Origin of the sequence: Teichococcus wenyumeiae (genome assembly GCF_003696345.1) — a bacterium.
Lineage (GTDB): Bacteria > Pseudomonadota > Alphaproteobacteria > Acetobacterales > Acetobacteraceae > Pseudoroseomonas > Pseudoroseomonas wenyumeiae.
Window position 1 is genome coordinate 14,905 of the sequence record NZ_RFLX01000028.1, and the last position, 14,870, is coordinate 29,774.

Consider the following 14,870-nt stretch of genomic DNA (forward strand, 5'->3'; position numbering starts at 1 on the left):
TGCTCCCAAAGGCACCATGGCTTGGGTGGAGTTCATGGGGAAGTTCGGATTGTGGCGGAGCCCGATTTTGGGGCGCGCTCGAGATCGTAAAGCAGGCCACCGCGGCGCGTATAGACGGCCCAGGTGACAGCGATGCAGACGAGATAGAAGACAAAGAAGCCCCATAGTGCTGCCTCAGGCCCACCCGTCATGGCGATCGAGGAGCCGTAGCTCTTAGGGATGAAGAATGCGCCATAGGCCGCGATGCCTCCGGTGAAGCCGATGATCGCGGCGCTTTCCTTCTCCGCGTGCAGTCTTTGCTCGGCTGGCTCGGCATCCGGCATCAGCCGCACGATGTCCTTGCCCATGATCGCGGGGATCATCTGGAAGGTGGAGGAGTTGCCGACGCCACTCGCGAGGAACAGGAACATGAAGCTTGCGAAGAAGCCCCAGAAGGCACCCGGCTGGTCCTTGATGCCGATGAAGTGGATGACTCCGTAGACGCCGATGGCCATTGCGATGAATGCCAGCAATGTCACGCGGCCTCCGCCCCAGCGGTCGGAAATCCAGCCGCTGAATGAGCGTGAGAGCGCGCCCAGCAAGGGTCCCAAGAAGGCGAACTGCAGTGCGTTGACCTCAGGGAACTGGGTGGTGGACAGCAGCGGAAAGCCTGCGGAATAGCCGATGAAGGAACCGAAGGTGCCGGTGTAGAGGAAGCACATGATCCAGTTGTGCTTGCGCCGGAAGATCACGGCCTGGTCAGCGAAGGAGGATTTCATCTCGGCAAGGTCGTCCATGCGGAACCATGCCGCAAAGGCCGCTGCGATGATGAACGGGACCCAGATGAAGCCGGCGTTCTGTAGCCACAGGACGCCGCCGCCACTCACCGCTTGAGGCTCCCCGCCAAGCCATCCGAACACGCCGACGGTGATCACCAGCGGAACGGCCAGTTGTACCACGCTGACGCCGAGGTTGCCGAGCCCCGCGTTGAGGCCGAGCGCATTCCCCTTCTCATGTTTCGGGAAGAAGAACGCGATGTTCGCCATGGAAGAGGAGAAATTGCCACCCCCGAAACCACAGAGCAGCGCCAGCAGCAGGAAGACCCAGTAGGGCGTGGTGGGGTTCTGCACCGCGAAGCCGATGCCGAGCGCCGGCAGGATCAGCGACCAGGTGGACAGCGTGGTCCACAGCCGTCCGCCGAAGATGGGCGGCATGAAGGTGTAGAAGATACGGAAGGTCGCCCCCGAAAGCCCCGGCAGCGCCGCCAGCCAGAAGAGCTGGTCGGTCGTGAAGTTGAAGCCGACGGCAGGCAGCTTCGCAACCACCACGGACCACACCATCCACACCGCGAATGACAGCAGCAGGCAGGCGATGGAGGCCCACAGATTACGATGCGCGATGGCCTTGCCGGTCTGTTCCCAGAACACCGGGTCGTCTGGGCGCCAGTCCCGGATGGCTCCGCCGCGCAGCGCGCCTTCCTGCGCGGGGCCGTGGATCGGCTGCATCTCGGGTAGCTCCGGCAGGCGTTCCAAGGCCGGCGTCGTCGCCTGGCGCTCCATCTGCAGGATCGAGACATGCATCCACACCAGGGATACTGCGCTGAGCAGGAAGAGGAGCATGAAGCAGGATTGCCGGATGCCCGTCAGGTCATTCAGCAGGCCGAAGGCCATGGGCAGCAGGAAGCCGCCAAGCCCGCCCATCAGTCCGACAACGCCGCCCACCGCGCCCACGCGGTTCGGGTAGTAGACAGGGATATGCTTGTACACCGCCGCCTTGCCCAGGCTCATGAAGAAGCCCAGCACGAAGACCAGCACGATGAAGGGAATCACGCCGATGCCGATATGGAAGGAGATCGGGCCGTTGATGCCAGCGATCACGAAATCGGTCGGCGGATAGGACAGCAGGAATGTCACCACCACCGAGACGCCGAAGGTCCAATACATCACCCGCCGCGCGCCGTATCGGTCCGAGAGCACGCCTCCATAGGCACGGAAGATGCTTGCCGGCACCGAATAGGCCGCGCCGATCATGCCGGCGGTCGTAATCGAGAAGCCATAGGCGTCGATGATATAGCGCGGCAGCCAGAGGGCCAGCGCGACAAAGGCGCCAAAGACGAAGAAGTAGTACAGGCTGAAGCGCCACACCTGAACATTCTTCAGCGGCTCCATCATCGCCGCGAAGCTCTCCGGCTTCGTGCCGGTGGCGCGACGGGCGGCGAGGTCCGGGTCGTCCTGCGTGAACAGGAAGAACGCCACGGCCATCACCAGCAACGCGGCGGCCCAGATCAGGGCGACCGCCTCCCAGCCCATCGCCACCATGATCATCGGCGCGAGGAACTTGGTGACGGCGGCCCCGACATTGCCGGCGCCGAAGATTCCCAGGGCGGTGCCCTGCTTTTCCTTCGGGAACCACTTCGAGACATAAGCCACGCCGACCGAGAAGGACCCGCCGGAAATGCCGACACCAAGTGCCGCGAGCAGGAAGGTGGGATAGTCGTAGGCGAAGACCAGCAGGCCGGTGGCGACCGCTGCTGCGACCATCACAGCGGTGTACACCACGCGCCCGCCATACTGGTCAGACCAGACACCGAGTACGACGCGGATCAGGCTTCCTGTCAGGATCGGCGTGCCAACCAGAAGGCCGAACTGGAATTCGTTGAGGCCGAGATCGCGTTTGATCTGGATCCCGATGATCGAGAATATTGTCCAGGCCGCAAAACAGATAGTGAAGGCAAGGGTGGATAGCCACAAGGCGCGAGACTGCGCCTCAGATGGCGATGCCGATGCGGCTTGTGCCTCGGGCATGTGCGTCTCCGTCCTCTTCTCGAGACGGCACCGTGGTGCGGAGAATTGTGGCCATGACCATGACTGAAATCAACCGCAGCAGGCTGGCGCCACCACCTTCTTTGCCAGATCCTTGACTGGATAAGAAAGAGATTGAAACGAGTCACGCTTAGTTCAACGCGCTATGGGTTTGGATGCCGCAACACGGCTGTCAATGATTACGGGATATCCATCGGGAAAGCTGCACTTCTGGATACTGCTTCTTCTTGCCTGGCGATATCCAGAGGCTTCAGGCAGCGGATTGTCGAACCAGTTCGGCGCCGACAGCGTTGCCTGATGGGTTTTGTGGGCGGCCTCAATGAGCCTGTTCCTGCTCTTCTATCCCCAGCCCGGCTGCATGGTGCAGACTACACAGGGGCCGGCGACCTGCCGCCTTGGCCTCCCGGCCCGGGCAGCTACCATGCTGCTGTTCGTCCTGGCATCGTCGGGCTGACGGGCGTCCGGATGGCTTCCTGCTGCTGTAGGGAGTGACCTGGGTGTCGCTGATCCTGATCTACATCACCGACATGCGGCGCATGCCCCTGCTCGAGGCCAGGTCCAGGCTGCTGGCGGGCAGCTGCGGCTGAAGCCGTGGCGGGTGAGCCGGCACCCCGGGGCTGGACTGCCCGCCGCAATTTACCGTTTATGCGCGGGACGAGCGCCGCCCGATGTTCTAGAGGAGGTTCCGAACACCGGCTCCGGAGTTGCCTCGACGATGTCATCCCGAATTACCACGCTGACGCTGAACCCGACCATCGACGTGGCCAGCGAGGCCGAGGCGGTGCATCCGGTCCGCAAGGTGCGGACCTTCAATGAGCGGCAGGACCCCGGCGGGGGCGGCGTGAACGTCTCGCGGGTGGTGTGGGAACTGGGCGGCGAGACCCTGGCGATCATCCTGGCAGGCGGGGTGACGGGGCGCCTTTTGGAGGAGCTGCTGGACAGCGCTGGCGTTGCCAGGCGCAGCATCCCCATCGCCGGACGGACACGGATCAGCCAGACGGTGCTCGACCGCAGCAGCGGGCAGGAATACCGCTTCGTCCCGGAGGGGCCCACCGTCAGCGAGGCGGAATGGGGCGCAGCCCTTGAGGCCCTCAGGGACGTCGGGGGAGGGTGGCTCGTCGCCAGCGGCAGCCTGCCGACAGGCGTGCCGAAAGACTTCTACACCCGCGCGGCCGTCATCGGCAGGGAGCGCGGGTTGCATCTGGTGGTCGATACCTCGGGCGAGGCACTGCGCCTCGCGCTGGAGCAGGGCGGCATCGAACTGGTGAAACCCAGCCGGGGCGAGTTCGAGAGCCTGGTCGGCCGCCCGCTGCGCGGGAATGGCGAGCTGGAACAGGCGGCCGTGGAGCTGGTCCGCTCCGGCCGGGTCGCCCATGTTGCCGTCACCCTCGGCGGGGACGGGGCCGTGCTGGCCACGGCGGAAGGGGCGCTGCGGCTGCCCGCGCTGGATGTGCAGGTGCGGGGCGCGGTCGGGGCGGGGGACAGCTTCCTGGCCGCGATGACGCTGGCCCTGGCCCGGGGCGCCACGGCGGCGGATGCCTTCGCCTGGGGCGTCGCGGCGGGGGCGGCAGCGGTGTCCAACGCCGGCACGGCGCATCCATCAAGGGCGGAAGTCGAAGCCCTGCGGCGGCAGGTCAGAGACATTCCCATGGGCGTCATGCTGGGTGAGGGGCACTGACCGTGCGGCTTGTTGGCGACATCGGCGGAACGAATGCGCGTTTCGCGCTCTGCGGGCCTGACGGAACCCCCAAGGATGAGCGGAAGCTGCCGGTGAGGGAATATTCCGGGCTTGTCGAGGCGGCGCAGGCTTATCTGGCGGGGCGGGAGGTGGAGGAGGCGGTCTTCGCCGTGGCCGCGCCCGTTGTCGGGGGTGCGGCGGACTTCACGAACAGTTCCTGGCGCTTCACCGTTCCTGAGGCCAGGGAGCGTCTGGGCCTGCGGAGCCTGACCGTGATCAACGACTTCGTGGCTCAGGCCTGGGCTGTGCACGGAATGGCTTCGGCGGATTTCCATCCGCTGAAGCCCGGCGTCGCGAAGCCGGGACGTCCGCGCGTGGTGATCGGTCCGGGCACCGGACTGGGCGTCGCCTTTCTGCTGCGGGATGGGGAGCGGCCGATGGTGCTGGCAAGCGAGGCGGGGCACAGCTCCTTCTCGCCCCAGGACGAGCGGCAGGCCGAGATCCTAGCCAAGCTGCGGCGGGAGTTCGGGCATGTCTCGACGGAGCGGCTGCTCTCCGGGCCTGGACTTATGCGTATGGCGAATGGGTTGGCAGAGTTGGAAGAGCGGAAGGAGCGGTTCGGCGCTCCGCCCGAGGTGAGCCAGGGGGCGGCGGAAGGATGCGCGCTCTGCCTGGAAGCAGTACGGATGTTCTCCGCCATCCTAGGTGCCACGGCAGGGGATCTGGTGCTGACCTTGCTGGCCGATGGCGGTGTGCATGTCACAGGCGGGCTTTGCCGCAACCTTGGGCCACTGTTGGATGTGGAGGCCATGGTGCAGGGCTTCACGGCCAAAGGGCGTCTGGCGGGTTATCTGGAGACGGTGCCGGTCGACCAGGTCACGCGGCCCCATTCCGGGCTGCTCGGTGCGGCCCTGCATCGGGCGGCATGAAGGCGCCGTTCTGCCGCACGCAGGCAGCCGGCTCCCCTCGGCAGGATGGCGCGTCGCTTCGGCGGGTTCCGGGGCGGGAGGCAAGGCGGCCGGCATGGCCCTTGGCCTCCCGCTACCCGGCTTGGTGCGAAGCCCTGACAGCCCGGCCGATCAGCTTGCTCAATTCGCGCAGCCAGAGCACCGAACTCGCGACGGCGACGCAGCTCAGCCAGTCGCTCAGGCTTAGCGGCACGGTGGAGAAGGCCTGCTGAAGCAGGGGCAGGTAAATCACCACGGCCTGCAGCGCCACGGAGAACAGGATGGCAGCCCAGAGCCAGGGATTGACGAAGAGGTTGCGGAAGGCGCTCTCCTCGTCGGACCTGGCGTTCAGGACATTGAAGAGCTGGAACAGCGTCAGCGTCGTGAAAGCCATCGTCTGCCCGTAGCGCAGGTCGCCGGAACCCTCGATCATCCCGCCCGGCAGCGACAGGTCGAGTATGAACAGCGTCCCCGCCGCCATGATGGCGCCGACGAAGAATATGCCGGCCCACATGCGGTAGGTGATGACCGCCTCGCTCCGGGGGCGCGGTGGCTGGACCATGGTGCCCGCGTCCACCGGGTCCATGCCGAGTGCCAGGGCCGGCGCACCATCCGTGACGAGGTTGATCCACAGGATCTGCGTCGCCAGCAGTGGCAGCGCCACGCCGCCGCCCGCCATGGCCGTCAGGCCGATGGCATCGGCCAGCAACACACCGAAGAACATCGTCGCGACCTCGCCGATATTCGATGACAGCAGGTAGCGGAGGAACTTGCGGATATTGGCGAAAATGGCACGGCCTTCCTCCACGGCGGCGACGATCGTGGCGAAGTTGTCATCGGCCAGCACGATGTCCGCCGCCTCCTTGGAGACATCGGTGCCGGTGATGCCCATGGCCACGCCGATATCGGCCGCTTTCAGCGCGGGGGCGTCATTCACGCCATCCCCTGTCATGGCCATGGTCGCGCCCTGGCTCTGCAAGGTCCTGACGATGCGCAGCTTGTGCTCGGGATTGACGCGCGCATAAACCGAGACGTCGCGGAGGGTACGGCGCAGCGCGTCATCCGGCATCGCCTGCAACTCAGCCCCTGTCACCACGCCGCCGTCATGGGCGATGCCGAGCTCGCGGGCGATCGCCACGGCTGTGCTGGGATGGTCGCCGGTGATCATGATCGGGCGGATGCCGGCGCTGCGGGCCTGCGCCACGGCCAGCTTCACCTCCTCGCGCGGCGGGTCGATCATGCCGACCAGCCCGAGAAAGACGAGACCTTGCTCCAGCGCCTCGTCAGGATGATCCTGCGCCGCCATGCCCTGCGGCAGCGAGCGGAACGCGATTCCGAGGGTGCGCAGGGCTTGGCCGGCAAGCTCTTCATGGGCGCTCATGATGGCCGCCCGGCGCTGGGCGCTCAGGGCGCGCGTCTCCTCTCCCACGAGCTCATGCGTGCAGCGCTCCAGCAGCACGTCCGGCGCGCCCTTGGTGAAGGCGGTCAGGTGGTCCTGGCACTGGGCGTCGCTGTGCAAGGTGCTCATGAGCTTGCGCTCGGAGGAAAAGGGCACCTCCCCAACGCGGGGAAAGCGGGCCTCCAGCATCTCACCCTCCAGCCCCACCTTGCGCGCGGCGACGATCAGCGCGCCCTCGGTCGGATCACCCTGCACGATCCAGCGCCCGTCCTCGGCCTCCTGCAGCGCGGCGTTGTTGGCGCGCTCCGCCGCCGAGAGCGTGCGCAGGAGTTCGGTGCGCAGGCTGCCGTCAATGCCTCCACCGCCCGCCCGCCGTACCTCGCCCAGGGGCGCGTAGCCAGCGCCTTCCAGCTCCACGTCGCCGCTTGCCGTGACCACCCGGCGCACTGTCATCTCGTTCCTGGTCAGCGTGCCGGTCTTGTCGGAGGCGATGACGTTGGCCGCGCCAAGGGTCTCCACCGCGGCGAGGTGGCGCACGATGGCCTTGCGCCGGGCCATGCGCTGCACGCCGATGGACAGCACGGCCGTGATCACCGCCGGCAGCCCTTCCGGCACCGCCGCGACAGCCAGGGCGACGCCAAGGATCAGCACGTCGAAAATGGCCCGGACGCCCTGCACATCCTCCACCAACAGGATGGTGCCCACCATCACCACGGCGATGGCGATGACGATGATCCCGAGCATGCGGCCGACGCGGTCCAGTTCCCGCTGCAGCGGCGTCCGCTCCTCAGGTGCCGATTGCAGCATGCCCGCGATGCGGCCCATCTCTGTTTGCATGGCGGTGGCCGTGACCACCGCGCGGCCATGGCCATAAACCACGGCCGTGCCGCTGAAGAGCATGTTGGAGCAGTCACCCAGCCCTACTTCGGCCGCGAGGGCACCAGCCTGCTTCGGGACGGGCAGGCTTTCGCCTGTCAGCGTGGCCTCGGCGGTCTGCAAGGCGGCGGAGTGGATGATCCGGGCATCCGCCGGAATGGTATCCCCTTCCTCGACCAGGATGAGGTCGCCGGGCACCAGCTCGGCCGCGGGGATGCTTCGCTGCTCGCCATCGCGGATGACCCTGGCATGGGCAGCCGACATCTGGCGAAGGGCGGCCACCGCCTGCTCGGCCCGCGCCTGCTGGACATAGCCCATGAGGGCATTGAGCAGCACCACGGCCAGGATCGCCATGGCCTCATAGGGCAGCGCCGCGTCACGTTCGAGCAGCCAGAGGGTGGCGGAGACCAGGGCGGCGACCAGCAGCAGGATCACCAGCATGTCCTGGAACTGAGCCAGGAACTTCCGCCAGGCCGGGACCGGCTTCTCGCCGGTCAGCTCATTGCGGCCGTGGCGGGACAGCCGCAGCTGCGCCTCCTCCACGGATAGTCCGCGTTGCGGGTCCGTGCCCAGGCCCTCCAACACCTCAGCCGCTGCCTGCCGGTAGGGCGGCGCCCCGTTTTGCCCTGCGCCTATATCCATCATGTCCGCTGCCCATCCTCGGCTGACAGGCCCGCCCTGCCGCCAGAGGACAGGCAGCAGGGCGGCCTCAATGACCCCTTCAAGCCGGGAAGCTCAGGACGCAGTCCGGAGCGGGAGCGCCTCCAGCCCTGCCTGGATCGCCTCTCGCAGCACCTCGGCGCTATGTCGCAGCGCCTTCTCCTCGGCCATGTCGAGCGGTGGCAGGAATGGCGCCGACGCCCCCTTGGCCGAGAGCACATGCGGCAAGGAGACGCAGGTCTCCTGCACACCCATCAGTTCCTCCATGAAGGTGGAGACGCTGAAGATCACATGCTCATCGTTCACGACAGCCCGGGTGAGGCGCGCGATGCAGCCGCCGATGCCGAAGTTGGAGACGCCCTTGCCTTCCTTGATCCGGTAGGCCGAGGTCCTGACTTCCTTGGTCATCGCCTCCCGCATCTCGGGCGGCAGCGGGCGGCCCAGCTTTTCCGCGAAATCGGTCAACGGCATGCCGGCGATCTGTGCGCCGCTCCAGTGCAGCACCTCGGAATCGCCATGCTCGCCCAGGACATTGGCATGGACCGAGCTGGGCGAGACGCCGAGGTGCTGCGCCAGCCGGTCGCGGAACCGTGCCGAATCCAGCGTGCAGCCGGTGCCGATGGCGCGCCCGCGCGGCACCCCGAAGCGCCGCACGGCTACCGCCGGCATCACGTCCACCGGGTTGGTGGCGAAGAGCAGCACCGCGTCCGGCACCACCGCCAGCACCCGCTCCAGCACCGAGGCCACGACACCCACGTTCGCCGCCAGCAGGTCCAGCCGGGTCTGGCCGGGCTTCAGGCTGGTGCCGGCCGTCACCACCACCACCTGCGTGCCGGCCAGATCCGCATAGTCCCCGGCCTTGATGACGGCGGGGCTGCCGAAGGCGGCGGCATGGGCGATATCCGCGGCCTCGGACCTGGCGCGCGCCTGGTCCATGTCCAGCAGCACGATCTCGCTGACCCCCGGCACATTGGCCAGCAGATAGCCGGCGGCGGCGCCCACCAGACCGGCACCGATGATGGCGACCTTGCCCTGCATCACAGCACTCCCATCATCGGCCAGATCGTCGCGGAAAACAGGACCAGCAGCGCCAGCCCGGCCAGTGTGACCACAATCCCGACCTTCGCGAACTGCAGCGTCGAGAAGGCACCCGTCGCGTAGCACAGCATGTTCTGCGGCGCGTTGGTGGGCAGGATGAAGCCGAAGGATACGACCATGGCCTGGATCATCACGATGCCGAAGATCGTCTCCTGGCCATAGGGCAGGGTCTGGGCGAAGGCGATCATGATCGGGATCAGCGTGCTCGCGAGCCCGGTGGCCGAGGCGAAACCCAGATGCAACAGGATACTGAAGAGGGAGAGCGCCCCCACCACCACCGCGACCGGCATCGTATCGAGGCCGAGTTTCCCCAGCGTCACGCCCGCCAGCCAGGAAGCGGCGCCAGTGCGCGAGAGCAGGATGCCGAGCGAGATGCCCGCGGCGAAGAGCACGATCGTGCCCCAGGGAACCTGCTTCTCGGCCTGTGACCAGGTCATGACGCCGATACGTGGCATCAGCAGCAGCGCGATGCCCAGCTGGGTCGTCGTGGTGGTGTCCAGCGGGTGCAGTACGCCCTCGGTGGACCACAGCACCAGCAGCAGCAGGGCCACCAGCATCAGCCGCCACTCCGCAGGTGTCACGGGCCCGAGCTGCGCGACCTCATCCGCCAGGCGCTGCTTCGCTTCCTCCGCCGGCGGCACATGCGGGCGCAGCAGCACCAGCGAGACAATGAAGAGCACGACGCACATGGACAGGGTGAAGGGCAGCGCGGTGATGAACCATTCGCCCCAGGTCAAGGTGCGGCCGAAGGAGGCCTGCATGAAGTTCAGGCTGATCAGGTTCTGCGCCGCGCCGGTCTTGATCGCCATGTTGAAGATGGAGCAGGCCTGGGCTGTCACGATCATCAATGTGGCGCCAAGGCTGCTCGTCACGGGCAGGCCGAGGGCGGTGGTGATCCCCACCATGATCGGAATGACCGCGCCGACACGCGCCGTGGCGGAGGGAATGAACAGCGCCAGGACAAAGCCGACGATCATGGCGCCCAGTGTCAGCCGCGCCGGTGAGATGCCGACACGCGACATCACCAGCAGCGCCACGCGCCGGTCCAGCCCTGTCAGCTTCAGGGCCACGGCCAGGAACAGCGCCCCCGCCACAAGCAACACGGCGGAGGAGGAAAAGCCGGAGAGCATCTGCCCCAGCGCCTGCGACGAACTCATCGCGTTGCCGCCTTCGGTGAGCGGCTTGCCCATCAGGCCCAGCACCGCCATGCCGATCAGCACGACCGCGCTGGCCGCCGGGGAAACACACTCGCTGATCCAGAGGATGATCACTAACACGAGTAGCCCGAGCGCTACCTGTCCCGACGAGCTCAGCCCAGAAGGCGCCGGCAGCATCAGCACCGCCAGATAGGCCAGCAGCGCCACGGCGAACCACATCAACTTGCGGTTCGATGTTGGTTCAGCGGGTGACATCAGGATCATGATAATCTCCGGAGAATCAAGGAGCCCTGTCTGCGGCAGACGGATAAGGCCGCAGCGCATCGCGGAGGCCATGGGTATAACGCGGCGAAGCGGCGGCGGTGCCCCGCGGCAGATCAGCGCCGCCGGGATGCCAACTTGCGTAACACGTAAAGCTTGCCCTGTCGGCATTGCAGTTCGTAAGATCGCCGGCATCGCGGCTCCTGCCGCACCGGGGCACTGAGATGGCAGCCTTTCCGGCAGCCTGTGCACCTTGTTCTCGCTCAGGAAATGAGGTGCGGCCTCAGCCCAGAGGCCGAGGACATCGCGCGATGGTCAGCGGCTCCGTCTGCTGGCGGAGTTTGTTCTCCCCCCGCTGCTGGTCGCGCATCGTGGCCGTGGAACGATTTTACCCAAATGAGATTATGTAAGTGGCGTGCTATGTGCTTATGAAGCATGCACTGTGGAGGACGCGTTTTTGACTGAAAGCGGGACCGAGGCCGGGCTGAAGGTGAGCCTCGTCTTCGATGGCCATCCGATCCTGGCGGAAGCCGGAGCCTCCCTGCTGCAGGCCTGGGGCGCCGCGGGACTGCCGCTGACCGAGAACATCGGCTGCATGGGGCAGGGTGTCTGCGGCGCCTGCCGCGTGCTGGTGCGGCGGCAGGGCGAGAGGCTCGCCGGCACGGCCCTGGCCTGCGAAACGCAGGTGGAGGAAGGCATGCAAATTTCCTTCATCGACCATTTCCCGGCCCACCGCTCGCATACTTATGACCTGCGCACGCTGACTGACAGCTGGACTGCGTTGGAGCAGATCGACACTGTCTTTCCGGAGGCCAAGAACTGCCGCCATTGCGACGGCTGCGACCGCGCCTGCCCAAAGGGCATCGAGGTGCAGCGCATGGTGAACCTTGCCGCGGCAGGGCAGGCCTTTGACGCGGCGGCGCTCTTCGACCATTGCGTGATGTGCAACCTGTGCGTGGCCGCCTGCCCGGAACATATCGACCCGGCGCATCTGGGCCAGTTCGTCCGTCGCATGAGCGCCTCTCTCACCCTGCGCCCCGCCGACCTGATCACGCGGCTGCGCGAGATCGACCAGGGCGGGCAGCCAGTGGATTTCGATGCGCCTGGCGCCAATCCGCCGGTGCGGCCATGAACGGCGGTATCCCGTACGCTGAAGCATTGGCTGCCTGGCGCGCCAAGATACCTGCGCCGGCGCAGCCTCTGGCGCTGTCGGCGGCAGAACTGCTGGAACGCTTCCATCCTGACCGGCAACCCGGCGCGATGGTGCCGCTCTGCGTCGGGGCCAGCGCCGGCCTGCCGTGCCGGGTGGAACTGGCCGCGTTGCTGCAATCCGATTCCCTGATTGAGGATGTGGACATCGCCGGCGCCTCCATGCTGAACGCAGACGTGCTGGTGATCGGCGGCGGCGGTGCCGGCTGCGTCGCGGCGCTGACGGCGGCGCGGACAGGCGCGCGGGTGATCCTGGCCACCAAGCTGCGCCTCGGCGACAGCAACACGGTGATGGCCGAGGGCGGCATCCAGGCCGCCGTCGGGCCCGAGGACAGCCTCCAGCGCCATTTCGAGGACACGCTGCGCGCCGGCCATTTCACCGCAGACAAGGCGCTGGTGGCCGCGCTGGTGTCCGATGGCCCGGGCGTGATCCGCTGGCTGATCCAGGAGGGCATGGGCTTCGACCTCGCGGAAGGCAGCGGCCGCATGGGCGGCACCCTGCTGCGCAAGAAGCCGGGCGGCGCTACGGCGGCGCGGCTGCTCTCCTATCGCGACTTCACCGGCCTCGAGATGATGCGGGCGCTGCGCGAGGCCGTGCTGCTGCAGCCGGGCATTACCGTGCTGGACCGCCACCCGGCGCTGGAACTGCTGACCGATGACCGCGGCCGCTGTGCCGGCGCCGCGCTGCACGACCTCGCCCAGGGTCGCACGGTGCTGGCCTGCGCCGGTGCCACGGTGCTCGCCACGGGCGGCGCCGGGCGGTTGCACATCGCAGGCTTCCCCACTTCCAATCATTATGGCGCCACGGCAGACGGGCTGGTGCTGGCCTATCGCCTCGGCGCCGCGCTGCGCGAGGTGGACAGCTTCCAGTACCACCCGACCGGCATCGCCTGGCCGCCGCACATGGAGGGACAACTGGTCAGCGAGGCCGCCCGCGCCTCCGGCGCCGCGCTGGTCAATGGCCTGGGCGAGCGCTTCGTGGACGAATTGAACACGCGCGACATCGTGGCTGCCGCCATTCTGCGCGAGATCGCCGAGGGGCGCGGCATCCTGCGCGATGGCCGGGCCGGGGTTTTCCTCGACACGCCGGGGCTGGAGCAGACGAAGCCCGGCATCCTCGGCAAGAGCCTGGTGACGCTGACCCATCTGGCGCGCCGCGGCGGCTTCGATGCGGCAGACGAGCCCTTCCTGATCCGCCCGACGCTGCACTACCAGAATGGCGGCGTTGCCATCGACCACGATGGATGGAGCGGCGTGCCCGGCCTGCTCTGCGCCGGCGAGGTGACAGGCGGGCTGCATGGCCGTAACCGCATGATGGGCAATGCCCTGCTGGAGCTGGTCGCCTTCGGCCGCCGCGCCGGGTCCGCCGCCGCCGCCGATGCGCGGGCCGAGCGCCCGCGCAACATCGGCCTGGCGCATCTGGCCGACTGGCGCCGCGCGCTGATCGCCCAGGGCCTGCCGCTCACCCGCAAGGCGCCGCTGGTCTTTCCGCCCTACGGCAATTTCGACATGGCCACCGAGAGGGGAAGGGCGGCATGAAGGTTCTGACCGATGAGCGCCGCTGCGTCGGCGCCGATCTCGCCGCCTGGGTGGCGTTGGGGGGAGGCGAGGGGCTGGAGCGCGCCCTGGCCGACCCCGCCGGGATCATTCCGGCCATTGAGGCCGCCGGCCTGCGCGGCCTGGGTGGCGCTGGCTTCCCCACCCACCGCAAATGGGCTGCGGTGGCGGCACAGCCTGGCCCCGGCAAATGGGTCATCTGCAACGGCAATGAGGACGAGCCAGGGACCTTCAAGGACCGCTTCCTGCTCTCCCGCACGCCACATCAGGTGATCGAAGGCGCATTGGTCGCGGCGCTGGCCGTCGGCGCCGCCACGGTCGCGCTCTATGTCAATCCGCGTGAGGAAGCGGCGGTGCGGGTGCTGCGGGAGGCCGTGGCGCAATGGGAGGCGCATCCGCTCCTCGCGCAGCTTTCTGAGGCCATCGGGGAAAACCTGCGCCTCCTCGTCGTCACCGGCTCGGGCCTTTATGTCGGGGGCGAGGAAACTGCGGCGGTGGCCAGCGTCATGGGCGGCTTCCCGTTCCCCACGCTGAAGCCGCCCTACCCGGCGGAGCGAGGCGTGAATGGCGCGCCGACCCTGGTGAACAATGTCGAGACCCTGGCCCATGCCGGGCAGATCCTGCGGGGCGGGCCGGAATGGTATCGTGGCCTCGGCCTCGGCGGCGCGCCGGGCACCAAGCTCTTCTCGCTTTCGGGCGACGTGCTGCGCCCGGGGCTGCACGAGCTGCCCATGGGCACCTCGCTCCGCAGCCTCGTCTTCGAGCACGGGGAGGGCATGCTGGGCGGCAAGGCCTTCAAGGCGGTCTTCACCGGTGGCCCATCGAATACCTTGCTGACGGCTGATGACCTCGATGCGCCACTCGATTTCGACAGCCTGCGGGCACGCGGCTCCCGCCTCGGCACGGGGGCAATGATCGTGGTGGGGGAGGGCACCAGCATTCTCCGCAAGACGGCGGAATACGTCGGCTTCTTCGCGGCCAATTCCTGCGGCCAGTGCCCGCCCTGCAAGATCGGCACGCATCAGGTGTCGCGCATCCTGGAGCGGATCGAGGCTGGGGCCGGCCGGCCTGGCGACCTGCAGGCACTCGAGAACCTGGCGGAGCTTCTCCCAGGTAGCGGCCGCTGCGGACTGGTGGACGGGGCCGCGACGGTGCTGGCCTCTTCACTCAAGACCTTCGGGGGCGAGTATGAACGGGCGTTGAGGCGACGCTGAGCGCCGCGCGCCG

At 67.5% G+C, this 14,870-nt stretch carries 9 protein-coding genes; 5 read left to right on the forward strand and 4 right to left on the reverse strand.

Going from position 1 to position 14,870, the window contains the following annotated elements; genetic code table 11:
• Positions 1 to 32 precede the first annotated feature (32 nt).
• Entirely contained in the window at positions 33 to 2,729 is a 2,697-nt protein-coding gene (locus tag EBE87_RS22415) for a nitrate/nitrite transporter (RefSeq protein WP_302466796.1), read from the reverse strand.
• A 787-nt stretch (positions 2,730 to 3,516) separates the two neighbouring features.
• Here EBE87_RS22415 and EBE87_RS22420 point away from each other — a divergent pair.
• Positions 3,517 to 4,479: a 1-phosphofructokinase family hexose kinase gene (locus EBE87_RS22420; RefSeq protein WP_120637574.1), complete on the forward strand. Its 963-nt coding sequence runs from the start codon at positions 3,517 to 3,519 to the stop codon at positions 4,477 to 4,479.
• A gap of 2 nt (positions 4,480 to 4,481) precedes the next feature.
• Positions 4,482 to 5,408 (forward strand): glucokinase, encoded by a 927-nt coding sequence (gene glk / locus EBE87_RS22425; RefSeq protein WP_233553128.1) that lies wholly within the window; start codon positions 4,482 to 4,484, stop codon positions 5,406 to 5,408.
• Positions 5,409 to 5,520: 112 nt separating this feature from the next.
• Here the strand turns inward: glk and EBE87_RS22430 are convergent, their stop codons facing one another.
• The 3 genes from EBE87_RS22430 to EBE87_RS22440 all read right to left on the reverse strand — a co-directional run bounded on the left by EBE87_RS22430 (position 5,521) and on the right by EBE87_RS22440 (position 10,880).
• Positions 5,521 to 8,346, reverse strand: coding sequence for a cation-translocating P-type ATPase (locus EBE87_RS22430; RefSeq protein WP_120637576.1), 2,826 nt, complete (start codon positions 8,344 to 8,346; stop codon positions 5,521 to 5,523).
• A gap of 90 nt (positions 8,347 to 8,436) precedes the next feature.
• Positions 8,437 to 9,399 (reverse strand): lactate/malate family dehydrogenase, encoded by a 963-nt coding sequence (locus EBE87_RS22435; RefSeq protein WP_120637577.1) that lies wholly within the window; start codon positions 9,397 to 9,399, stop codon positions 8,437 to 8,439.
• Positions 9,399 to 10,880 (reverse strand): DASS family sodium-coupled anion symporter, encoded by a 1,482-nt coding sequence (locus EBE87_RS22440; protein ID WP_120637578.1) that lies wholly within the window; start codon positions 10,878 to 10,880, stop codon positions 9,399 to 9,401. The genes EBE87_RS22435 and EBE87_RS22440 overlap by 1 nt, the downstream gene beginning before the upstream one ends.
• Before the next feature lie 454 nt (positions 10,881 to 11,334).
• On the opposite strand from EBE87_RS22440, the gene EBE87_RS22445 reads away from it, so the two are divergent.
• Genes EBE87_RS22445 through EBE87_RS22455 form a run of 3 tightly spaced genes read left to right on the forward strand, consistent with a single transcriptional unit; the run spans position 11,335 to position 14,857 of the window.
• Complete coding sequence (locus EBE87_RS22445; protein WP_233553129.1) at positions 11,335 to 12,009, forward strand: 4Fe-4S dicluster domain-containing protein; 675 nt, start codon at positions 11,335 to 11,337, stop codon at positions 12,007 to 12,009.
• Positions 12,006 to 13,625, forward strand: coding sequence for an FAD-binding protein (locus tag EBE87_RS22450; protein WP_120637579.1), 1,620 nt, complete (start codon positions 12,006 to 12,008; stop codon positions 13,623 to 13,625). The genes EBE87_RS22445 and EBE87_RS22450 overlap by 4 nt, the downstream gene beginning before the upstream one ends.
• Positions 13,622 to 14,857 (forward strand): NADH-ubiquinone oxidoreductase-F iron-sulfur binding region domain-containing protein, encoded by a 1,236-nt coding sequence (locus EBE87_RS22455; RefSeq protein WP_120637580.1) that lies wholly within the window; start codon positions 13,622 to 13,624, stop codon positions 14,855 to 14,857. The genes EBE87_RS22450 and EBE87_RS22455 overlap by 4 nt, the downstream gene beginning before the upstream one ends.
• Positions 14,858 to 14,870 lie beyond the last annotated feature (13 nt).